This window comes from Streptomyces rishiriensis (genome assembly GCF_003112535.1).
GTDB lineage: Bacteria > Actinomycetota > Actinomycetes > Streptomycetales > Streptomycetaceae > Streptomyces > Streptomyces rishiriensis.
The window spans coordinates 41,660-61,653 of record NZ_BEWA01000015.1 but is presented as its reverse complement, the minus strand read 5'-3'; the positions used below and the strand labels follow the sequence as shown (position 1 = coordinate 61,653).

Sequence of the window (19,994 nt, the reverse complement as noted above, 5' to 3'; positions counted from 1 at the left end):
GCGGCCACCGCCTGCGGCACACCGTGAAGGGTCAGCGGGCCGCCTGGAAGGTTCTGCGGTAGGCCTGCGGGGAGACGCCGATGGCGGTGTGCAGGTGCTGACGCAGGGAGGCGCCGGTGGCGAAGCCGACGCGGGCGGCGATCTGGTCGACCGGGAGGTCGCTGGCCTCCAGCAGGTGCCGGGCGTGCGCGACGCGCTGCTGGATCAGCCAGCGGCCGGGGCTCAGGCCGACCTCGTCATGGAAGCGGCGGGCGAAGGTGCGCAGGCTCATGCGGGCGTGCGCGGCGAGGTCGGCGAGGGCGAGGGGCTCATGGAGCCGCTCCAGGGCCCAGGAGCGGGTGGCGGCCGTGCCGGCCGCTCCGGCCTCCGGCACGGGCTGCTCGATGTACTGCGCCTGGCCGCCGTCCCGGAACGGCGGCACCACACAGCGGCGGGCCACCTGGTTGGCGAGTTCGCTGCCCTGGTCCTTGCGGACGATGTGCAGGCAGACATCGACGCCGGAGGCGGCTCCGGCCGAGGTCAGCACCCGGCCGTCGTCGACGAAGAGCACGTCGGGATCGAGCTCGACCTGCGGGTGCATCCGGCGGAACAGGTCTGTCATATGCCAGTGGGTAGTGGCCCGGCGGCCGTCGAGCAGTCCGGCCGCGGCCAGGACGAACGCGGCGGTGCAGATGGAGACGATGCGCGCCTCGGGGCGGATCAGGGCCAGGGCCTCGGCGACCGCGTCCGGCAGGTCCTGCGCCACCCGGTCGGGCGCGACCGGCGCGACCACGACCGTGTCGGCCGTCGCCAGCACCTCGCGGCCGTGCTCGACGCCGATGGTGAAGTCGGCGTTCGTCCGCACCGGGCCGCCGTCGACGGTGCAGGTCAGAACCTCGTAGTGGTCGTCGGCCGCGCCGAAGATGCGGGCCGGGATACCCAGTTCGAACGGGTAGACGCCGTCGAGGGCGAGGACGACGACGCGGTGCTGGTCTCCGGAGGGCATGGCACGATCCTATCGGATGTTGGCAATCATGCCATTTCCCGGCGGGGCCGGGCCGGGCAGGCTGGTCACCATGAGCACTGTGAACACTCCGCGTACCGGCAACGCCATGCGCGTCATCACTCAGGACGTCCTCGGCGGTCCCGAGGCACTGAAGCAGACAGAGGTGGAGCGACCCGCGCCCCGCCCGAACGAGGTCCTGGTCCGGGTCCGCGCCGCCGGCGTCAACCCGACCGACTGGAAGCACCGCGCCACGGGCGGGTTCCTGGGCGAGCCGCCCTTCGTCCTGGGCTGGGACGTCTCCGGCACCGTGGAGGCGGTCGGCATCGGCGTCGCGGCCTTCGTGCCCGGCGACGAGGTCTTCGGCATGCTGCCCTACCCCTTCGGCCACGGCTCGCACGCCGAGTACGTCATCGCGCCGGTGCGGGCCCTGTGGCACAAACCCGAGGGCGTCGACCACGTCCAGGCGGGCGCGCTGCCGCTGGTCTCGCTGACCGCCTGGCAGGCGCTGGTGGAGACCGCCGAACTCGCTCCCGGGCAGCGGGTGCTGATCCACGCCGCGGCCGGCGGCGTCGGTCATGTGGCCGTGCAGATCGCCAAGGCGCGCGGCGCGTACGTGATCGGGACGGCCAGCACCGGCAAGCACGACTTCCTGCGCGAGCTGGGCGTCGACGAGGTGATCGACTACCGGGAGACCGACTTCGCCGAGGCCGTGAAGGACGTCGACGTCGTCCTGGACACCCTGGGCGGCGACACCTCGGTGAAGTCGCTGGGCGTGCTGCGGCCGGGCGGGATCGTGGTGTCGATCCTGCCGGTGGGGTCGGACGAGTTCCACGAGGAGGCCGGGCGGCTCGGGGTGCGGGCGGTGCGGATGCTCGTGGACGCCGACCGGGCGGGGATGCGCGCGATCGCCGAGCTGGTCGAGGCGGGCCGGCTGCGCGCCACGATCGCGGGGACCTTCCCGCTGGCCGAGGCCGCCGAGGCGCACCGGCTCGGCGACACCGGCCGGACCACCGGGAAGCTGGTGCTGACGGTCGACTGACCGGCCGTCAGAAGACGAGCACGGGCTTGACGGTCTTGCCCGCCGTCATGTCCCGCACCGCCCGTTCGATGTCTGCGAACGGGTAGACGCCGATCAGACGGTCCAGCGGGAGACGCCCGTCCTTGACCATTTCGACCAGGGCCGGGATGAAGGTCTGCGTCTCGCTGTCGCCGAGGGTGAGGCCCACGACGCGCTTGCCGCCCAGCAGCCCGTTGACGTCCAGGGCGACCTCGCTGCCGAAGGGCGGCGCGCCCACGACGACGAGGGTGCCGCGGGCGGCGAGCGCGTCGACGCCCTGGCGCAGCACCGCCGTGTTGCCCGTGGTCTCCACGACGCCGTCGGCGCCCTGCCCGCCGGTGATCTCCGCGACGGCCTCGCCGAGCGTGGCACGGCCGGCGTCGACGGTATGGGTGGCGCCCAGCTCCCGCGCGAGTTCCAGGCGTTCGGCGACCCGGTCGACGGCGATGATCGTGGTCGCCGGCGACAGCGCGGCCGCCATGACCGCCGACAGGCCGACGGCTCCGGCGCCGAGGACGACGACCGCGGCGCCGGCCGTCGGCTTCAGCACGTTCCACACGGCGCCGACGCCGGTCTGGACTCCGCAGCCCAGCGGCGCGATCGACGCCAGCGGGACGCCGGGGTCGACCTTCACGAGGCTGCGCTCGTCGACCAGCGCCCGCTCGGCGAAGGAGGACTGGCCGAAGAAGTGGCCGCCGAGGACCTCGCCGTCCCGGCTGACGGTGCCGGTGCCGTCGGCGCGGCGGCCGCCGAGGAGGTTCAGCGGCAGCCAGGCGGCACAGTAGGCGGGGTGGCCGCCGTGACAGTTGCGGCAGTCGCCGCAGGAGGTGAAGGACAGCACGACGTGGTCGCCGGGGGCGACGCCCGTGACCGCGGAGCCGACCGCCTCCACGACCCCCGCGCCCTCGTGCCCGAGGACTCCGGGCAGCGGGAAGGGCAGTCCGCCGCCCGCCACGCCGAGGTCGGTGTGGCACAGCCCGGCCGCGACCAGCCGGACGACCGCCTCGTGCGGTGCGGGGTCTTCGAGCACGACCTCGGAGAGGGTGAAGGGCGCTCCGGCGGACTCGACGACGGCCGCGCGCGTGGTGATGGGCATGGGTGCAACTCCCTTGTCGGGCAGAGGTGTTCGGGTGGCCGCAGTCAGTCGAGCGAGACGACGACGGACTTGACCCTGGTGTAGGCGGCGAGCGCCTCGGGGCCGTACTCGCGGCCGAAGCCGGAGTCCTTGACGCCGCCGAACGGGACGGCGGGGTCGAGCATCGCCCAGTCGTTGACCCAGACGATGCCCGCCTGCAGGCGGTCGGCGACGCGGTGGGCGCGGGCCAGGTTGCCGGTCTGGACGCCCGAAGCCAGGCCGTACGGCGTGGAGTTGGCCAGCGCGATCGCCTCGTCCTCGTCGTCGAAGGGCTGGACGGTGAGGACGGGGCCGAAGATCTCCTCCTGGACGACACGGGAGTCGGGGGCGAGGTCGGCGATCACGGTCGGCCTGTAGTAGTAGCCGCCGTCGAGGTCGAGGCGCTCGCCGCCGCAGACGATGCGGGCGCCCTCCTTGCGGGCGAGGTCGACGTACTCCTCGACCTTGCGCAGGTGCCTCTCCCCCGCCATCGGGCCGACGACGGTCTCCGGCAGCCGGGGATCGCCGACCGGCACGCCGGGGACGGCCTCCGCGAGGATGCCCAGCAGGGTGCTGTAGACCGGGCGGGCGACCAGCAGCCGCGGGCCGCCCATGCAGAACTGGCCGGTGTTGAAGACGAAGCCCTTGATGACCGCGCCGACGGCCTTCTCCAGGTCGGCGTCCTCGAAGACGAGGTGCGCCGCGTTGCCGCCGAGTTCCATGGTGACCGGCTTGAGGTTCCCGCCCGCGACGCTCGCCGCGTGCCGGCCGATCGCGGTGGAGCCGGTGAAGGCGATCTTGTCGACGCCGGGGTGACGCAGCAGCGCCTCGCCGGCCACCGGGCCCGCGCCGGTGACGACGTTGACCACGCCGTCGGGGACGCCGGCCCGCTGGAACAGTCCCGCCATGTACAGGGCGCTGAGCGGGGTCTCGTCGGCGGGCTTGTGGACGACCGTGTTGCCGGCGGCGAGGGCCGGGGCGATCTTGGAGCCGGCCAGGATCAGCGGGAAGTTGAACGGAGTGATCGCGGCGACCACGCCGATCGGGTCCCGCCGGGTGTAGGCGAGGGCGTTCATGGGGGTGTCGCGGTGGGCGCCGTCCAGGGCGAAGGCGAGGGAGGCGAAGTACTCGTAGTCGTTGGCCGCGTTGGTGACGTCGACGGCGTGCGCGAGGGTGATGGGCTTGCCGACGTCGAGGCTCTCCAGCCGGGCGATGTCGTCGGCCTCCTCGCGGATGAGCTGGGCCACACGGAGCAGCACGCGGCCGCGCTCCCGGCCGCTGAGGCCGGACCACTGCCCGGTGTCGAAGGCCTCGCGCGCGGCCCGCACGGCGGCGTCCACGTCGGCGGCGCCCGCCTCCGCGACGGTGGTGACGACCGTGCCCCGGGACGGGTCGACCACCTCGGTCCGCGCCCCGTCCGCGGCCTCTCGCCACTGTCCCCCGACGAACAGTCGGCCGGGGTCGATCTCGAAGGCGGTCATCGCCACTCCTCAGCATCGTCGCTAAGATTTCAACAAACAGGATTCCTGTTGGTTCGCAGTCTCATTACGGACAGGTTTCCTGTCAATGGTCTACGCTCTGACCCATGGTCGGCCCCCGGACAACCCAGGCAGCGGCGCCCGCTTCCCCGCCGCACAGGACACCCCCGTCCCTGCTCTACATGGTGAAGCAGGTGGAGCTGGTCGTGCGATCCCACCTGGACGAGCTGGTCAAGCCGTCCGGGATCACGGCCCTGCAGTACACGGCGCTGACCGTGCTGGAGCGGCACGACGGACTGTCCGCCGCCCAGCTGGCCCGGGACTCCTTCGTCACCGCCCAGTCCATCGCCGACCTGGTGCGCTCCCTGGAGGGGCGCGGCCTGATCCGCCGCGAGCGCAATCCGCGCAACCGGCGCGAGCTGCTGATCCTGCTCACCGAGGAGGGGCGCGAACTCCTGGAGCGGCACGCCGGCCCGGTGCGGGAGCTGGAGGAGCGCATGGTCGGGGACCTCACGGGCCACCAGACGGAGCAGTTCCGCACAGCCCTCTCCAAGGCGTGGCACGCGCTGTCGTAACGCTTCGCCCCCCTTCGCTCACGACGCGAAAAAACTCGGCCGACGTCGGTTGCATTTCGAAGACATATGTCAATCGAACATGCTGGAATTCACTCCATCGGGGGTAACTTGCTGAGGCGGGGAACTGCTGTGTGCACCCCGGCCGTTGGAAGCTCCCGACCGGTGGAGCGGGTTGGAGGCGATGTCGTCGTGCAGTGGGAACCCGCGGCGGAGTCCCCGCATCTGCGCGTCCGCCAGGACCGGGGGTACACGGTGCTGGAGTTCCGCGGCGAGATCGACCTCGTCGCGGCCACGGAGATCGGCCCGCTGCTCGACGAGGCGACCGCCGGTCCCACGCCGCGGATCGTGATCGACCTGACCCGGATCGAGTTCTTCGACTGCTCCGGGCTGCGCCTGCTGTACCGGGCCCGCGGCCGGGTCCTCGACCACGACGGGCATCTGCACCTCGTCTGCGCGCACCCGCTCACCCTGCGGATCCTGCGGGCCACCGGGCTGTCCCGGCTGCTGCCGCCCGCCACGACGCTGGACGCGGCCCTTGAGCGGCCCGGCGCCACGTCGGGCACGTTATGACGGCGCCTCGCAGCGCAGCCCGGCCCTCCGGCCGCCCCCGCCGGTCCGCCCGGCCGGCTCCCGCCCCCGCCGCCCGTCCCCCTACTGGCCGCGTGCCGCTTCGAACAGGGCGCTGACGGACTCGCCGTTGTGGATGCGGCGCACCGCCTCCGCCAGCGCGGGGGCGATGGACAGGATCCGCAGCTTGTCGGTGTGCTCCTCCACGGGCACCGGCACCGTGTTGGTGCACACGATCTCCAGCACGTCCGGCTGCTCGCTGAGCCGTTTGAGCGCACCGGCGGCGAACAGTCCGTGCGTGCACGCCACCCGTATCGAGCGGGGCTCCGACTCCCGCAGCCGGTCCAGGAGCTCCAGGACCGTGCTGCCCTTGGCGATCTCGTCGTCCAGGACGATGACGTCCCGCCCGGCGATCTCGCCGATCACCGCGCTGATGCTGACCCGGTCGTCGGCGAAGCGCTGCTTGGCGCCGGCCGCCACCTGGGCGCCGATCATCCGGGCGAAGGCGGCGGCCTCCTTGGCGTTGCCGAGATCCGGCGAGACCACGGTGGTGCGGGTGAGGTCGTAGCGGCGAAAGTGCGCGGCAAGTTCCCGGTGGGCGTGCAGGTGGTCCACCGGCATCGAGAAGAAGCCGTGCACCTGGGGCGAGTGGAGCGTCATGGCGAGGACGCGATGGACGCCGGCCGCAGCCATCAGATCGGCGACCAGGCGTCCGCCCAGGGAGATGCGGGGGGCGTCCTTCTTGTCGGAGCGCGCGTAGGAATAGTGCGGCATCACGACGGTGATCCGGCCTGCCGACGCACCGCGGGCCGCGTCGCACATCAGCAGCAGCTCCACGAGGTGCTCCTGCACGGGCCGGACCAGCGGCTGCACGAGGAAGACGTCCCGTTCCCGGCAATTGGCCTGGAGCTGGACCTCCAGGCAGTCGTTGGCGAACCTGCTCAGGCGGGTGGGGCTCAGGGGCACGCCGAGATGGGCACAGACCTCGGCCGCCAGTTCGGGGTGGGCACTGCCGCTGAACACGGAGATGTCTCGCACGGTCGGCTCCTCGCTGATCGTGTCCGGCCGGGGGCGGGGTCTCTCATGCTACGGATCACGCCCGTTCTGCCCACCCGCGGGAAGCCCCGGGAGGCTCCGCAGTCCCGCGACGGCCCCGAACCGGCCGTCTCTCCCCCCGACCGGTGTGATCAGGCGCTTCGCCGGTTCGCGGGGAAGGCCGGCGAGCCGGGGACGCCCTCCGGGCCGTCCGCTCACGCCTGCCGTGCGGCGCTCCTCCCGCCGGGCCGACGCGCGCGGGCGGGCGCCGCACGCGGGCCTGCTGTCACAGCTCCTCAACAGGGCGGTCTGACACGGGCATTGACGGGAATCCGGTGAGGAGGAAGAGAGGACCGTCCGCATGACGACTTCGATCGAGCCCACCAGGGAGACCAAGCCCACCCGGCGTCCGCCCGGCCGCATGCCCGGCTGGGCCAAGGTGCTCACCGCCGTCGTGGTCGTGCTCGTCGTGATGTTCGCGGGGATCCGGCTGAGCCTGCTGCCGGGACTGCGCGACCTCTTCGGCACGCAGACCAACGACCGCTCGGGCCCCGCCCTGCTCCAGTCCATCCAGGACATGAACCGCTACGACGCCGCCTCCGGCAACTTCCAGGTCGTCGTGGACCTGGAGAAGGACGCCAAGTACCTTCCCGACGCCATCCGCGGCACCCGCACCCTGTACGTCGGGGCGGGCACGGTCGACGCCTACGTCGACCTCGGGAAGATCGGCGACAAGAACGTGACGGTCGACGAAGACCGGACCTCGGCCACGCTCCGGCTGCCGCATGCCCAGCTCGGCAAGCCGGCCCTCGATCCCGACCGCTCCTACGCGGTGTCCAAGCAGCGCGGTCTCCTCGACCGCCTCGGCGACCTCTTCTCCGACAACCCGGGCGGTGAGCAGGCCGTGCAGAAACTCGCGGTCAAGCACATCGGGGAGGCGGCGAAGGAGAGCGAGCTGGCCAAGCGCGCCGAGACCAACACCACCGGCATGCTCCAGGGGCTGCTGCGCTCCCTCGGCTTCAAGGAGGTGAAGGTGTCCTACGGCACCTGATGCCCGGGCGGAGGTGAGCGGGCGGACGCGCGGGCGACCGCGAGGGCCGCGGGAAGCCACACCCGGGGCCGTCCGCCCGCATCCCGGGGCCGTTCGAGGGTAACCGCGCTACGACGCCTGGAAGTTGAAGACTGGAGGACCGCATGGCCCGTGCAGCGCTACGTCCGCTCACCACGTTCCGCCTGCGCACTGCCAAGACCGCCGCCCCGGCGCCCGAGCCGGACAGGACCGGCAGGTTCGGCAGGTTCGGCACAGCACGACCGGCCCGGAAGGCCGGAAGAACACGGAAGGCCAGGAAGGCCGAGAGGGCCGCGGAAGCGGGGTCGGCGCGTACCGAACACCGGCCGTTGCCGTTCCCGCTCCGGCTGCTCGCGATGCTGGTGGCCTTCACCTTCATGGTGGCGTTCGCCGTCGTCCTCGCCCGGATCACCCTGGAGCCGTCGCCCGCCTCGGCGGCGCTGGTCCACTCCAACCTGCGCCCGGGCGACTCGCTGCGGGCCTATCTGGACCAGCCGGCGCTGCGCGACGCGGTGAAGCAGATCGGCGGAAACGTGCTGCTCGGCGTCCCCTTCGGCGTGCTGGTCCCGGTCGTCGCGCCCCGGGCGCGCGGGTTGGTGCGCGTGCTGCTGTTGACCGCGACGGTCATGCTGCTCGTGGAGTTCGCCCAGGGCGCGCTGGTGACCGGACGCGCCTTCGACATCGACGACGTCATCCTCAACACCACGGGCGCCCTGATCGGCTACCTGCTCCTGGGGCGCAGGGTGAGCCGCGCGGTGCACGCGCGCAAGCAGCGCGCGTGAGGGGGCGCGGGACGGGCAGCGGGGGCGCCGCTCAGTGCGGCTTCCAGGTGTACTTGTCCCCGCCCACCCAGCGCACGGTGTCCGGGTCGTCGAGGTCGTGGACCGTGATGCCGTAGGCGGCGGCGATCTCGAGGACGTCGGTCACGTCCCTCGCCTCACCGACCACCTCGGCGTCGATTTCCACGATGCGGAACGGCGCGGGGCCCGGCTGCACCCCGAGCACCATGATCCGCGGCCGGGAGACACGCAGGCTCGCGATTTCGGTCATGACATAGAGGGTAGAGCGGAACACATCGGGATGAATCATCGAATGTCTCCCCTCGGCAAGCGCTCCGCTCGTCGTGCGGTCGGGGCGACGGTGGGGAACTCTGGAGCCAGGAGGTGGCGATGGATCCCGTCGAGGCACTGGACCGGATCGCCTTCCTGCTGGAACGGTCCCTGGCGCCGACGTACCGCGTGCGGGCCTTCCGGACCGCGGCCCGGGTGCTGGCGCGACTGCCCTCGGCGGAGGTCGGGCAGCGGGTGGCGGACGGCACGCTGGAGTCGCTGAAGGGCGTGGGCCCGAAGACCGCCCAGGTGGTGCGCGAGGCGCTCGCCGGACAGACGCCGTCCTACCTGGAGAGGCTGGAGGAGGAGGCCGGGCGGCCCCTGACGGACGGCGCGGGGACCCGGCTGCGCGCCCTGCTGCGCGGCGACTGCCATCTCCATTCCGACTGGTCGGACGGCGGCAGCCCCATCGAGGAGATGGGCCGGGCGGCCGCCGCGCTCGGCCATGAGTGGGCCGTGCTCACCGATCACTCGCCGCGCCTGACGGTGGCCCGCGGGCTGTCCCCGGAGCGGCTGCGCCACCAGCTGGACGTGGTCGAGGAGCTCAACGCCTCCTGGGCGCCCTTCCGGCTGCTGACCGGCATCGAGTGCGACATCCTCGACGACGGCTCGCTGGACCAGGAGCCCGAACTGCTGGAACGGCTCGACGTGGTCGTCGTCTCCGTGCACTCCAAGCTGCGGATGGACTCCCGGGCGATGACGCGTCGCATGGTGAACGCCGTGCGCGATCCGCACGCGGACGTCCTCGGCCACTGCACCGGCCGGCTGGTGACCGGGCGCGGGCGGCCCGAGTCGGAGTTCGACGCGGACGAGGTGTTCGCGGCGTGCGCCGGGTCGGGCACCGCCGTGGAGATCAACAGCCGGCCGGAGCGGCTCGACCCGCCGCGCCGGCTGCTGCGCCGGGCCGTGGCGGCGGGCGTCCTGTTCTCGGTCGACACGGACGCCCACGCGCCCGGCCAGCTGGACTGGCAGATCCTGGGCTGCGCACGGGCCGAGGAGTGCGAAGTGCCCGCGGAGCGGATCGTGACCGCCTGGCCGCTGGACGACCTGCTGGCCTGGACGCGGGAGGGCCGGGTGCCGGCGGGCGTGGCCGCCCCGTGAGGTGGTACCCGGGGGTATCGCCCGGGGGGACGCGAAAGTACCCGCAGACGGAGAAAGGACCCAGATGACACGCGCCGCCGTGTTCGACGTCGACGGCACCCTCGTCGACACCAACCACCTTCATGTCGTCACCTGGTGGGAGGCCTTCCGGCAGGCGGGCCACCGGGTGCCGATGCACGCCGTGCTCCGGGCCGTCGGGCTCGGGTCCGGCGACCTGATCGCACGCCTGCTCGGCGACGACCGGGACAAGGACGAGGACGCCGAGCTCAGCGCCGCCCACAAAGCCCTGTACGGGCAGTACTTCGACCGGCTGCCGCCGCTGCGGGACGCCGGTTCGCTGCTGCGCCGGCTGCACGACGACGGCTGGACGGTCGTGCTCGCCACCTCGGCGAGCGGGCCCGAGCTGTCGGCCCTGCGCAGCGCCATCGACGCCGACGACGTCATCGCCGCGACGGCCAGCGCGGACGACGTCGAGGAGGGCAAGCCCGCGCCGGAACCCGTGCAGCACGCCCTGGAGCTGGCCGGCGCCCCCGCCGAGCGGGCCGTGTTCGTCGGCGACACCGTGTGGGACATGCAGGCCGGCCGCCGGGCCGGGGTGCGCTGTGTAGGCGTCCTCAGCGGGGGCATTCCGCGGGCCGACCTGGTGGCGGCGGGCGCGGAAGCGGTCTACGACGATCCGGCCGACCTCCTGGCCTCGCTGTCGACCAGTCCGCTGGCGTGAGGTGACGGACGTCACTGCACGGTGCGGCGAACGGGGGAACACGCATAGGTAGTTACCCGTTGAACCAACCGTGGGTGCGGACGGGACAGTGTCCCCGGGCCTCACCTTCTGCCCACAGGGACGATCGTCCGGCTGAAGCCCTGTGGAGCGTCTCGCCGAGAGGCGACCGCCGTCCGCGCCCACGCACAGACTGCCCCGACCGTGATTCCCCCGTCCGGTCGGGGCTTCTCTCTGTCCGGCGGCCCCGCGCTCGCCGGTGTCCGCGGCGCGCTCACGGCGCGCATTTGACTTCGAGCGCACTCCACTTCGTAGCGTCTCGGACATGAGCACTGCACAGCACAAGATCGGTTCGGGGTTCGACGCCCACAGCACCGCCGACGACGTCCTCGCCGGCATCGACCTGAGCGGACAGCTCGCGATCGTCACCGGCGGCTACTCCGGACTGGGCCTGGAGACCACGCGCTCCCTCACCGGGGCCGGCGCGCGCGTCGTCGTCCCCGCCCGCCGCCCGGACACCGCGCGGGCGACCCTGGAGGGCCTCGACGGCGTCGAGGTCGACGAGCTGGACCTCGCCGACCTGGACAGCGTGCGCGCCTTCGCCGACCGCTTCCTCGCCTCCGGCCGCACCCTCGACCTCCTCATCGCCAACGCCGGCGTCATGGCCTGCCCGGAGACCCGCGTCGGGCCCGGCTGGGAGGCGCAGTTCGCCACCAACCACCTCGGCCACTTCGCGCTCGTGAACCGGCTGTGGTCCGCGATCGAGCCCGGCGGGGCGCGCGTGGTCTCGGTGTCCTCGCGCGGCCACCACTTCTCCGGCGTGCGCTGGGACGACGTCCACTGGCGGCAGGGCTACGACAAGTGGGAGGCCTACGGCCAGGCGAAGACCGCGAACGTACTCTTCGCCGTCCACCTCGACCGGCTCGCCCGGGACCGGGGCGTACGGGCCTTCTCGCTGCACCCCGGCGGGATCATCACGCCTCTCCAGCGCCACATCCCCAAGGAGGAGATGGTGGAGCGCGGCTGGATCGACGAGGACGGCAACGTGATCGACCAGCCCGGCTTCAAGACCCCCGCGCAGGGGGCGGCCACCCAGGTCTGGGCCGCGACCTCGCCGCAGCTGGCCGACATGGGCGGGCTCTACCTGGAGGACTGCGACATCGCCGAGCCCGCAGTCGACGGCGATGTGCGCACCGGCGTCAAGGACTGGGCGACGGACCCCGAGCAGGCGGCGCGGCTGTGGGAGCTGTCCGCCGAGCTGACGGGCGTGAACGCCTTCCCCGCCCAGGGATAGTACGGCTCCCTCCCCTCCGGTGAGCTCACTCCCCCGCCGCGAACGTGCGCAGGTCGGCGGTGAGGCGGTCGGCGTGGGTCGCGAAGAGACCGTGGCCGGCGTTCTCGTACACCTCCAGGGTGGCGTTCGGGGCGAGGGCGGCGGCGCGGCGGCCGGTCAGCTCGATCGGACCGGAGGTGTCGTGGGTGCCGTGCACGACGAGCACCGGCAGGTCGAGCGCGGCCAGTTCGGGCGCGACGTCGAGGGCCGCGATCAGCTCGCCGACGGCGACGGCGGCCCGCGCCGTGGAACCGTGGCAGCGCCGGATCATGGCCTCGACGTACGCCTCGGAGAGGTCGTTGCCCGGGCGGTCCAGCGCGAAGAAGGCGCGGGCGCCGTCGGCGAAGAACGCGGAGCGGTCCCGCCGCAAGGCCTCGACGCCGCCCAGCATGAGCTGCGGGTCGACGCCCTCGGGGTGGTCGGCCGACCGGGCGGGGCCGGGCGTCATGCCGGCGACCAGCGCCAAGCGGGCCACCCGGTCGGCGCCGTGCCGGGTCAGACAGCGGACGGCTTCGGCCGCGCCGACCGAGTGCCCCACCAGGGTCACCTCCCGCAGGTCGAGGTGGTCCATGAGGCCCTGGACGTCGTCGGCGAGACTGTCGAGGTCGAAGCCGCTCCATGTGTCGTCGGAGCGGCCGTGACCGCGCCGGTCGAAGCCCACGCAGCGGTGGCCCTCCCGCGCCAGCGGCAGCATCTGGTACTCCCACATCTCGGACCCGAAGTACAGGCTGTTCACGAAGACGATCACCGGCCCGTCGGCGGGGCCGTAGTCGACGTGGTGCAGCCGGGCGCCGTCGACGGGGCTCGTGAAGTACGGCATGGACATCCTCCTGCGGTGCGTGCGGCACACGGTGAGCGGGTGATGCGTCCATGCTTGCCGCACGGCCTGCGGGCGTCGATTACCCGCCGGGTCATGCGGCCGGGACCCCGTGGACCCGTCAGCCCACGGACGCCCGACGTCGCAGCGCCGCCGCAGTCCGCGGCGCACCGTCAGGAGGTCAGGAGCCCGGGCGGTCAGGCGGTCGGCTCTTCGGGCTCCGGGTTCTCGGACGGGCCGCTGCCCGCGCGCGGGGCGCCCTGTCGGCCCGTTCCCGCCTCGTCGGTGTCGGGAACGTCCTCGGCGGCCTGCTGTGAGTCCTCGGGCTCGGCGACGTCCCAGTGGTCGTCGCCCCCGTCGGCCTGCTGGTCCGGCGGGTCGCGCGGGACCCGCGCGCCGTTCCCGCCAGGACCCTGGAGACGGTGTTCGGCCACGACGTCCTCCTTTCGCGGTCGCACCGCGTCGAACGCGGGCAACGCTCCCCGGACGGCCTTCGTCCGGGCGACTCGCGAGTACCTCCCGCACGGACGGCGAAACGTGCGGCCCACCCGCCTCGCAGGTCGCGGGCACGGCGCACCGCGGGTCAGCGCGGGGCGCGTTCCTCCAGTACGGTGCGCCAGGCCGGCGCCGGGCCGGTGGGCGCGGGCTCGGGGCGTCGGCCGCCGCGGCCGAAGAAGTCGGCGAGCGGGAGGATCGCCGCCCCGACGGTGACCGCGTCCGGACCGAGCCGCCCCAGCTCGACGGTGACCCTCTGGGCGGGGTGGCGCAGCGCGTACGCGGTGGCGTGCCGGCGTACGGCGGGCAGGAAGCGGGCGCCCAGCTGCAGGCCGGCCCAGCCGCCGATGAGGATGCGCTCCGGCTGGAAGAGGTTGATCAGGTCGGAGAGACCGGCGCCGAGGTACTCGGCGGTCTCCTCCAGGACGGCGAGCGCGAGGGGATCCGCGGTCCGCCCCGCGCCGGCGGCCTCCCCGTCGTCGCCGGACCCGCCGTCCTCGGACGACCCGCCGTCGTCCGGTCCGGCCGGGGGGTAGGCGGCGGCCAGCATGGCGGTCAGGGCGGTCTCCTCGTCGACGTCCTCGGGCGGCCGTCCGCCCTGCTCGCGCCAGCGTTCCAGCAGCGCTTCCGCGCCCGCGTACGCCTCCAGGCAGCCCAGGGCTCCGCAGCGGCAGCGGCGGCCCCGCACCCGGACCGTGAGATGGCCCCATTCGACGGCCCGGCCGTGTTCCACCTCCGGGGTGACCAGGCAGGCCCCGACGCCCGAGCCGAAGAGGACGACGACCGCGCTGTGCGCGCCCCGGCCGCCGCCGAACCACATCTCGGCCTGGCCCAGGGTCTTCGCGCCGTTGTCGATGAAGTACGGGACGCTCTCGGGCAGGAGGGCGCCCTCGCGCAGAAGCGCCTCCACCGGGACCGCGTCCCAGCCGATGGTCTGGCCGTGCACGACGGCGCCGCGCTCGGGGGTGTGCTCGACGATGCCCGGGACGCCGATGCCGACCCCGAGGAGCTGCTCGGCGGCGACGCCGGCCGTCGCGAGGACCTCGGCGACGCCGTCGCGGACATGGCCGACGATCCCGTCGACCTCGTACCGGCGCTGTTCCAACGGCCTCTCGGTGCGGGCGAGTTCGGTGAGCGTGAGGTCGAACAGCTCGATCCGCACCCGGGTCTCGCCGACGTCCACGCCGATCATGTGGCCGCTGCCGGGGGCCACCCGCAGCAACGTGCGGGGGCGGCCGCCGTCGGAGTCGACGCTGCCGGCCTCCTCGACGAGTCCGTCGGCGACCAGGTCGGCGACGACGTTGCTGATCGAGCCGGAGCTCAGGCCGGTGGCCGGCCCCAGCTCGAAGCGGCTGAGGGGCCCGTCGAAGTAGAGCCGTTGCAGTACGGCCGTGCGGTTCGCCCGCCTCAGGTCGCGTACCGTGCGCCCGTTCCGCCCCGTCATGTCGCTCCCCTCCGAGCCCTGCCCGACCTGCAACATACCTCCGCGGGGAGGGCACGCGCGACATTCTCCAACCCTTAGTTCACGATGTGAGCTAAGAGAGGCCGGGGTGTACTCCCGGTACAGGGTACGGAACGCGTCCCGGACGCCCGGAGCCGTCCGGAGGCCGTCGCCGCACACGGAGACCCGGGCGCCCCTGGTCAGCAGCCGCCGCACCTCGTCGGCCTCGGCGGCGATGCGGTGTCCTCGGCGGCGCAGCAGCTCCTCGGCGTGCACGGGTCTGGCCTGTTCGCTCTCTCTGCGCGCAGGAAGGCGCTGGAGCCGGGGGGCCCGCTTCGAGGAGTGCCTGAGCCGCAGGAGCAGATCGTCCGTGCGTCGGCCGACCTGTCCGCCCTCCTCGACAGGCTGTGCGCCTGACCCCGCCGCGGCGGCGCGGGACACGGGCCGGTGGGCCGTCCGGTCCATCCCGGGGCGGAAGAAACGTTCGAGGTCACGGAGGAAGGGGAACGGGTCTGGGGATGCAAGAAGTACGTCAACGCGCGGCGCCGCTCGTGCGGCTGGTGCGGCGCCATCGGGAACCCGTCGTCCTCCAGGCTCTGCGGTCGGCCGCCGCGGCCTCGATCGCCTACGTCATCGCGCTGCGCCTGAGCCCCGAGGCACTGCCGCTCACCGCGCCGCTGACGGCGTTGCTGGTCGTCCAGGTCACCCTGTACGCGACCCTCACCAACGGCGTCCGGCGGGTGACCGCGGTGGTCGCCGGCGTCGTCGTCGCCATCCTCTTCAGCCTCCTGGTGGGTCTGACCTGGTGGAGTCTCGGGCTGCTGATCGTGGCCTCGCTGGCGGTGGGGCACCTGGTGCGGGTCGACGAGTACGTCCCTGAGGTGGCGATCAGCGCCATGCTGGTGCTGGGCGTCACCACCGTCGGGGACACGGCGTGGGCGCGGGTGGTGGAGACGCTGATCGGCGCGGTCGTCGGCCTCGGCTGCAATCTGCTGCTGCCGCCGCCGGTGTGGGTGGAGGAGGCCGGCGAGTCGATCGAGGGGCTGGCCCGGCGGCTGCGGCAGCTGATGCTGCGCATCGGCGAGGAGGCCGCGGGCCGGACCCCGGCCGAGCAGGCGGCCGCCCGGCTGCACGAGGCACGACGGCTGGACCACGACATCGTCGAGGTGGACGCGGCCCTGCGGCAGGCCGAGGAGAGCATGCGGCTCAATCCCCGGGTGCGGGAGGGACTCCTGCACCGGGTCGTGCTGCGCACCGGTCTGGACACGCTGGAGATCTGCACGGTCGTGCTGCGGGTGCTCGCCCGGTCCCTCACCGACCTCGCCAAGGAGCGCGAGCCGCATCCGCTGTTCCCGCCCGCGACCGGCGAGGTCGTGGAGCGGGTGCTGTCCGAGATCGCCGACGCGGTGGTCAGCTTCGCCGTGCTGGTGACCACGCACGTCAGCCTGAACGCGGACGCCGCCGAGGCCCGGCTCACCGCCGAGCTGCGGCAGGCCGCCACCACCCGCGACAAGCTGGCCCAGCTGCTGCTGGAGCAGCTCCAGCACGACGCCCGCCAGTGGCAGCTGCACGGCGCGGTCCTGACCGAGGTCAACCGCATACTCGACGAGCTGGACACCGAGCACCGGTCCCGCCGGCTCCTGGAGGAGCTGGACCGCAACAGCCACGAGCAGCGTGAGCGCAGGCCGTGGCTGTACCGGCTCAGGAAGCGACTGCGGACACCGGGCCTGCTGCGGCGCAACGGGGCCGCGGCCCGACGTCGTTCCGGCTGACGAGCGCGCGACGGCCGGACGCCCAGGGGCGCGGGGACGGCCGACATCGCCGTCCGGATCGACGGAAACACGCAGGTCGGAGCGGGCAGAGTGCGAGCGATCCCCGCGCCGTGTGCACCTGGGCCGCTGCACCGGTCCGACCCCGCGACCCGGCCGGGACGCGCAGGACCTCGCCCCCGGGGAGACGCGCGACGGCATCCAGCCGGTCGACGACCCGGCCCCGGCCCGGGCCCCGATCCCGTCCCGGAGCCGGATCCGGCTCCGTGACCGCCGCCCGCCTCGGCCAGGTGCGGCACCTGGCGGTCACGCCGGAGAGCCCGAGAAGGACGGCGACCGGCGGTGCCAGAGCCCACTTGGCCGCACGTTCCGTCCCGTTCCCGTCCGGATCTCCCGCAAGGTGCCGCCCCGCGCACCCGCCCTCGCGCCCGGTCGCGCCTCCCGCCGCCTACCGGTCCCGGCACCCGCACATCCGTCCCGGCGCCCCGCCGCGCGCCCGTCCGCGCGGCCGAGTGGACGCCCAGCCGCGCGCCCCGCCGCAAGCCGGCCTCCGCGGCCGCTTTGCGTTCGCCGGTCGGTCCGGGTCAAGGTGGCTGTCACGGCGGCGGCGTACGACGACCTGAGGTGCGGGCATGGACAGTGGGACGGGAGCGGCGCGACGGGGGTCACCCGGCCCGCCGGAAACCGGGGACCGCGGACGCTGGACGAGGCGCCGTTTCGTCGGGGCGCTCGGCGGCGCGGCCGCGGGCTCGGCGCTGGCCGGCTGCGGCGGCGACGGGGGCCCGGCCGACGCCGAGGAGGCGCGGCGGGGCGCACCGCCCCGGCAGTCGTCGTCGTCCGCCGCCCCGAAGGCCTCGCCCCGCCCCTCGCCGGGCCTCTCCGGCGCGCGCCCGCTGTACCTGGGCACGTACACCTCGGCGGAGGGCGGCGGGAAGGGCGTCGGCGTCGCCTCCTACGACAGCGCCTCGGGGCGGATCACCGGGAAGGGGACGATCACCGGCGTGCCGGACCCGTCCTACCTCGCGGTGCACCCGGACGGCGCAACCCTGTACGCGGCGAACGAACGCGAGCGGGGCGCGGTGACCGCGGTGCGGCTGTCCGACGAGAAGGTGCTGGGCAGCCGGGCCACCGGCGGGTCCGCCACCTGCCATCTGTCGGTCCACCCCGGCGGGCGGTGGCTGCTGAGCGCGGACTTCGGCTCGGGCACCGTGGCCGTTCACCCGATCGGCGCCTCGGGGGCGCTCGGTGAGCGCACCGACCTGGTCCGGCACACCCGCCCGGCGCCGCGGCCGGGCCAACAGGGGCCGCACGCGCACCAGTTCATCACGGCGCCGGACGGCGGACACGTCCTGGCCGTCGACTTCGGCACGGACACCGTGTACAGCTACCGCCTGGACGACAAGGCGGGCACCCTCACGGAGGTCGCCCAGGCGCACACCCGGACGGGCGCCGGTCCGCGCCACCTCACCTTCCATCCCGGCGGCAGGCACGCCTATCTGGCGAACGAGGCCGACGACACGGTCGCGGTGTGCGCCTACGAGCCGTCGAGCGGCCGGCTGACGATCGGGCGGCCGCAGTCCACCGGCTCGAAGGCGGAGACCAACTACCCGGCGCAGCTGGCGGTCACGCCGGACGGCGCGTTCGCCTTCCTCGCCAACCGCGGCGACAACACCGTCGCGCGCTACGCGGTGGAGGCGGCCGGCGCCCGGCTGCGGCTGCTGGGCACGACGCCGGTGGAGGGCGACTTCCCCCGCCAGATCGCCCTTTCCCCGGACGGCGGCCTGCTGTTCGCCGCCAACCAGCACTCCGGCACGGTCAGCGTCTTCCGGGTGGACGGCACGAACGGCGGGCTCCGGCTCGCGGGCGAGCCGTTCGCCTCACCCGTCGCCGTCTGCGCGCTGCCGCTGTAGGGCCGAGCGGGGGCAGGACGCGGCGGCGGCCTGGGAGAGCAGGACGTGCATCCGCTCGGTGAGCCGGCCGACGTCGTCCGCGGGGGCGTGGAAGGGCAGCCGTACGTCGCCGTGGGCGCGGGCGCGTTCGACGCGCAGCGTCAGCCCGTGCCGGTCCACGGCGAGGGGCTGGACACGGACGGCGCCGTGCAGGCTGTCCGGCGGGACGAGCCGGGTGAGCCGCTCCAGCGCGTCCGGGTGGGCGTCGGCGAGATGGGTGAGCAGACGCGCTTCGGCGGCGGCGAGGGGGTCGGGCCGGGCCTGCGAGAACTCGTCGAGGGCGACGACGACCGCGCCGGTGGGCGGCGTGAACACCACGCGGGTGGCCCGGAAGGCGAGGCGGTCGCCCTCGGGGGTGAACCAGCCGGCGAGCCGAAGCCGGGCGCGGACCCGGTGGCGCACCGGGACGGGCGCGACGTCGGCGAACTCCAGCACGGCGGACGGCTCGCCGCGGGGCGCGCAGATCGCCGCCGTGAGCAGGGCGCTGTTCCCGGGCACGCGCAGGACCACCCGGCCGTCGCCGTCGACGGTGTGCGCGCCGACGAACTCCTCGCGCCCGCCGCTCGCGGTCACGGCGCAGGACCATGCGGTCGCGAGCACCGAACGGGCCCGCTCGGCCGCCGCGGGCATGGCGGCCCAGCTGTGGCTGTCACCCATCCCGAAACCTCCTAAGGTAAGGCTTGCCTAAGCTATCGGAGATCCGTGCTCGCGCCAACCACGGCGCAGTGGGTCACTCCGGAGCGGCGATGACCCCCAGCAGCGCCCTGGCGCACAGCTCCCGCACCTGCTCGCGGGAGAGGTCCGACCCGCGCAGCCACTCCAGGCAGACCGCCGTCGTGAACGCCAGCCAGCCGCGCACCGCGAGCCGTACGTCGGGGCGCTCCTCCAGGACCCGGCCGAACTCGGGGTCGGCGCCGAGGGCCGCCAGCATCTGGTGCTCCTGCGCCGCGAGCGCCCGCCGGTAGACCTTCCGTACGGCCTGGTCGCCGGCGGCGTCCGCGCGATGGAACGCGCGATAGCCGTGCGCGTGGGTCTCCACGTACTCCAGATAAGCATCGAGACCGGACACGAGCTGTGCGCGGACGGGGACGCCGGGCACCGCCGCCGTCATGCGCAGCATCCGCTCGCTCTCGCGCTCGACGACCGCCGCGAAGAAGTCCCGCTTGGTGGGGAAGTAGTGGTACAGCAGCCCCCGGGAGACCCCGGCGATCTCGGCGACCTGCTCGATCCACACGTCGTCGTACGGGCTCTCCGAGAAGAGCCGCGCACCGACCGACAGGAGCTGTTCCCTGCGCTCCTGGGTGCTGAGTCGGCGCCGGGTGCGCGCCTCCCCCTGGTTCGCGGCCATGGCCGCACCTTACTTGACGCCGGTTCGACGGCGG

20 protein-coding genes are annotated in these 19,994 nt (G+C 73.7%); 10 read left to right on the top strand and 10 right to left on the bottom strand.

The features are described 5' to 3' along the window. Positions 1 to 31: 31 nt before the first annotated feature. Positions 32 to 985, bottom strand: a complete 954-nt coding sequence (locus tag Sri02f_RS25815) for a GlxA family transcriptional regulator (RefSeq protein ID WP_109003698.1) — start codon at positions 983 to 985, stop codon at positions 32 to 34. Between the two features lie 70 nt (positions 986 to 1,055). Here Sri02f_RS25815 and Sri02f_RS25810 point away from each other — a divergent pair, with 70 nt between their 5' ends. After that, a complete protein-coding gene (locus Sri02f_RS25810) occupies positions 1,056 to 2,024 on the top strand; it encodes an NADP-dependent oxidoreductase (protein ID WP_109003697.1) in 969 nt (322 codons plus the stop codon). A 7-nt stretch (positions 2,025 to 2,031) separates the two neighbouring features. Here Sri02f_RS25810 and Sri02f_RS25805 read toward each other — a convergent pair whose 3' ends face one another. Together Sri02f_RS25805 and Sri02f_RS25800 are read right to left on the bottom strand one after the other, a co-directional pair. Then, positions 2,032 to 3,138, bottom strand: coding sequence for an NAD(P)-dependent alcohol dehydrogenase (locus tag Sri02f_RS25805; RefSeq protein WP_109003696.1), 1,107 nt, complete (start codon positions 3,136 to 3,138; stop codon positions 2,032 to 2,034). 44 nt (positions 3,139 to 3,182) lie between these two features. Next, a complete protein-coding gene (locus Sri02f_RS25800; RefSeq protein ID WP_109003695.1) occupies positions 3,183 to 4,637 on the bottom strand; it encodes an aldehyde dehydrogenase family protein in 1,455 nt (484 codons plus the stop codon). A gap of 179 nt (positions 4,638 to 4,816) precedes the next feature. On the opposite strand from Sri02f_RS25800, the gene Sri02f_RS25795 reads away from it, so the two are divergent. Next, the gene (locus Sri02f_RS25795; protein WP_174855707.1) at positions 4,817 to 5,209 is read left to right on the top strand and encodes a MarR family winged helix-turn-helix transcriptional regulator; all 393 of its coding nucleotides are present in this window, start codon (positions 4,817 to 4,819) and stop codon (positions 5,207 to 5,209) included. Positions 5,210 to 5,398: 189 nt separating this feature from the next. Then, a complete protein-coding gene (locus Sri02f_RS25790; RefSeq protein WP_245970797.1) occupies positions 5,399 to 5,779 on the top strand; it encodes an anti-sigma factor antagonist in 381 nt (126 codons plus the stop codon). Between the two features lie 81 nt (positions 5,780 to 5,860). On the opposite strand, the gene Sri02f_RS25785 is transcribed toward Sri02f_RS25790, so the two are convergent. Then, positions 5,861 to 6,814: a ribose-phosphate diphosphokinase gene (locus Sri02f_RS25785; RefSeq protein ID WP_109003692.1), complete on the bottom strand. Its 954-nt coding sequence runs from the start codon at positions 6,812 to 6,814 to the stop codon at positions 5,861 to 5,863. Between the two features lie 358 nt (positions 6,815 to 7,172). On the opposite strand from Sri02f_RS25785, the gene Sri02f_RS25780 reads away from it, so the two are divergent. Continuing rightward, positions 7,173 to 7,862, top strand: coding sequence for a DUF4230 domain-containing protein (locus Sri02f_RS25780; protein ID WP_109003691.1), 690 nt, complete (start codon positions 7,173 to 7,175; stop codon positions 7,860 to 7,862). Positions 7,863 to 8,005: 143 nt separating this feature from the next. Further along, entirely contained in the window at positions 8,006 to 8,662 is a 657-nt protein-coding gene (locus Sri02f_RS25775; protein ID WP_245970796.1) for a VanZ family protein, read from the top strand. Positions 8,663 to 8,693: 31 nt separating this feature from the next. Here the strand turns inward: Sri02f_RS25775 and Sri02f_RS25770 are convergent, their stop codons facing one another. Next, positions 8,694 to 8,930 (bottom strand): hypothetical protein, encoded by a 237-nt coding sequence (locus Sri02f_RS25770; protein ID WP_109003690.1) that lies wholly within the window; start codon positions 8,928 to 8,930, stop codon positions 8,694 to 8,696. Positions 8,931 to 9,049: 119 nt separating this feature from the next. Here Sri02f_RS25770 and Sri02f_RS25765 point away from each other — a divergent pair, with 119 nt between their 5' ends. From Sri02f_RS25765 to Sri02f_RS25755, 3 genes are all read left to right on the top strand, one after another. Beyond that, positions 9,050 to 10,090, top strand: coding sequence for a PHP domain-containing protein (locus Sri02f_RS25765; protein WP_109003689.1), 1,041 nt, complete (start codon positions 9,050 to 9,052; stop codon positions 10,088 to 10,090). Positions 10,091 to 10,154: 64 nt separating this feature from the next. Beyond that, complete coding sequence (locus Sri02f_RS25760; RefSeq protein WP_109003688.1) at positions 10,155 to 10,811, top strand: HAD family hydrolase; 657 nt, start codon at positions 10,155 to 10,157, stop codon at positions 10,809 to 10,811. Between the two features lie 322 nt (positions 10,812 to 11,133). Further along, a complete protein-coding gene (locus Sri02f_RS25755; RefSeq protein ID WP_109003687.1) occupies positions 11,134 to 12,102 on the top strand; it encodes an SDR family NAD(P)-dependent oxidoreductase in 969 nt (322 codons plus the stop codon). Positions 12,103 to 12,127: 25 nt separating this feature from the next. On the opposite strand, the gene Sri02f_RS25750 is transcribed toward Sri02f_RS25755, so the two are convergent. The 3 genes from Sri02f_RS25750 to Sri02f_RS25740 form a co-directional block, all read right to left on the bottom strand. Further along, positions 12,128 to 12,961: an alpha/beta fold hydrolase gene (locus Sri02f_RS25750; protein WP_109003686.1), complete on the bottom strand. Its 834-nt coding sequence runs from the start codon at positions 12,959 to 12,961 to the stop codon at positions 12,128 to 12,130. A 194-nt stretch (positions 12,962 to 13,155) separates the two neighbouring features. Further along, positions 13,156 to 13,392, bottom strand: a complete 237-nt coding sequence (locus Sri02f_RS25745; protein ID WP_109003685.1) for a hypothetical protein — start codon at positions 13,390 to 13,392, stop codon at positions 13,156 to 13,158. A 149-nt stretch (positions 13,393 to 13,541) separates the two neighbouring features. Next, on the bottom strand, positions 13,542 to 14,897 hold the full coding sequence (locus tag Sri02f_RS25740) for an ROK family transcriptional regulator (RefSeq protein ID WP_109003791.1): 1,356 nt from the start codon (positions 14,895 to 14,897) through the stop codon (positions 13,542 to 13,544). A 515-nt stretch (positions 14,898 to 15,412) separates the two neighbouring features. Between Sri02f_RS25740 and Sri02f_RS25735 the strand changes: the two genes are divergently transcribed. Both Sri02f_RS25735 and Sri02f_RS25730 read left to right on the top strand, forming a co-directional pair. Next, positions 15,413 to 16,666, top strand: a complete 1,254-nt coding sequence (locus Sri02f_RS25735) for an FUSC family protein (protein ID WP_109003684.1) — start codon at positions 15,413 to 15,415, stop codon at positions 16,664 to 16,666. 629 nt (positions 16,667 to 17,295) lie between these two features. After that, entirely contained in the window at positions 17,296 to 18,573 is a 1,278-nt protein-coding gene (locus tag Sri02f_RS25730; RefSeq protein WP_109003683.1) for a lactonase family protein, read from the top strand. Here the strand turns inward: Sri02f_RS25730 and Sri02f_RS25725 are convergent. Together Sri02f_RS25725 and Sri02f_RS25720 are read right to left on the bottom strand one after the other, a co-directional pair. Then, complete coding sequence (locus Sri02f_RS25725) at positions 18,541 to 19,269, bottom strand: DUF2470 domain-containing protein (RefSeq protein WP_109003682.1); 729 nt, start codon at positions 19,267 to 19,269, stop codon at positions 18,541 to 18,543. The genes Sri02f_RS25730 and Sri02f_RS25725 overlap by 33 nt on opposite strands. 73 nt (positions 19,270 to 19,342) lie before the next feature. Next, a complete protein-coding gene (locus Sri02f_RS25720; RefSeq protein ID WP_109003681.1) occupies positions 19,343 to 19,960 on the bottom strand; it encodes a TetR/AcrR family transcriptional regulator in 618 nt (205 codons plus the stop codon). Between the last annotated feature and the right edge of the window lie 34 nt (positions 19,961 to 19,994).

Coding starts and splice junctions, on each gene's coding strand:
- Sri02f_RS25815 (WP_109003698.1), bottom strand. CDS start 985: ATGCCCTCCGGAGACCAGCACCGCGTCGTCGTCCTCGCCCTCGACGGC.
- Sri02f_RS25810 (WP_109003697.1), top strand. CDS start 1,056: ATGAGCACTGTGAACACTCCGCGTACCGGCAACGCCATGCGCGTCATC.
- Sri02f_RS25805 (WP_109003696.1), bottom strand. CDS start 3,138: ATGCCCATCACCACGCGCGCGGCCGTCGTCGAGTCCGCCGGAGCGCCC.
- Sri02f_RS25800 (WP_109003695.1), bottom strand. CDS start 4,637: ATGACCGCCTTCGAGATCGACCCCGGCCGACTGTTCGTCGGGGGACAG.
- Sri02f_RS25795 (WP_174855707.1), top strand. CDS start 4,817: ATGGTGAAGCAGGTGGAGCTGGTCGTGCGATCCCACCTGGACGAGCTG.
- Sri02f_RS25780 (WP_109003691.1), top strand. CDS start 7,173: ATGACGACTTCGATCGAGCCCACCAGGGAGACCAAGCCCACCCGGCGT.
- Sri02f_RS25775 (WP_245970796.1), top strand. CDS start 8,006: ATGGCCCGTGCAGCGCTACGTCCGCTCACCACGTTCCGCCTGCGCACT.
- Sri02f_RS25770 (WP_109003690.1), bottom strand. CDS start 8,930: ATGACCGAAATCGCGAGCCTGCGTGTCTCCCGGCCGCGGATCATGGTG.
- Sri02f_RS25765 (WP_109003689.1), top strand. CDS start 9,050: ATGGATCCCGTCGAGGCACTGGACCGGATCGCCTTCCTGCTGGAACGG.
- Sri02f_RS25760 (WP_109003688.1), top strand. CDS start 10,155: ATGACACGCGCCGCCGTGTTCGACGTCGACGGCACCCTCGTCGACACC.
- Sri02f_RS25755 (WP_109003687.1), top strand. CDS start 11,134: ATGAGCACTGCACAGCACAAGATCGGTTCGGGGTTCGACGCCCACAGC.
- Sri02f_RS25750 (WP_109003686.1), bottom strand. CDS start 12,961: ATGCCGTACTTCACGAGCCCCGTCGACGGCGCCCGGCTGCACCACGTC.
- Sri02f_RS25740 (WP_109003791.1), bottom strand. CDS start 14,897: ATGACGGGGCGGAACGGGCGCACGGTACGCGACCTGAGGCGGGCGAAC.
- Sri02f_RS25735 (WP_109003684.1), top strand. CDS start 15,413: ATGCAAGAAGTACGTCAACGCGCGGCGCCGCTCGTGCGGCTGGTGCGG.
- Sri02f_RS25730 (WP_109003683.1), top strand. CDS start 17,296: ATGGACAGTGGGACGGGAGCGGCGCGACGGGGGTCACCCGGCCCGCCG.
- Sri02f_RS25725 (WP_109003682.1), bottom strand. CDS start 19,269: ATGGGTGACAGCCACAGCTGGGCCGCCATGCCCGCGGCGGCCGAGCGG.
- Sri02f_RS25720 (WP_109003681.1), bottom strand. CDS start 19,960: ATGGCCGCGAACCAGGGGGAGGCGCGCACCCGGCGCCGACTCAGCACC.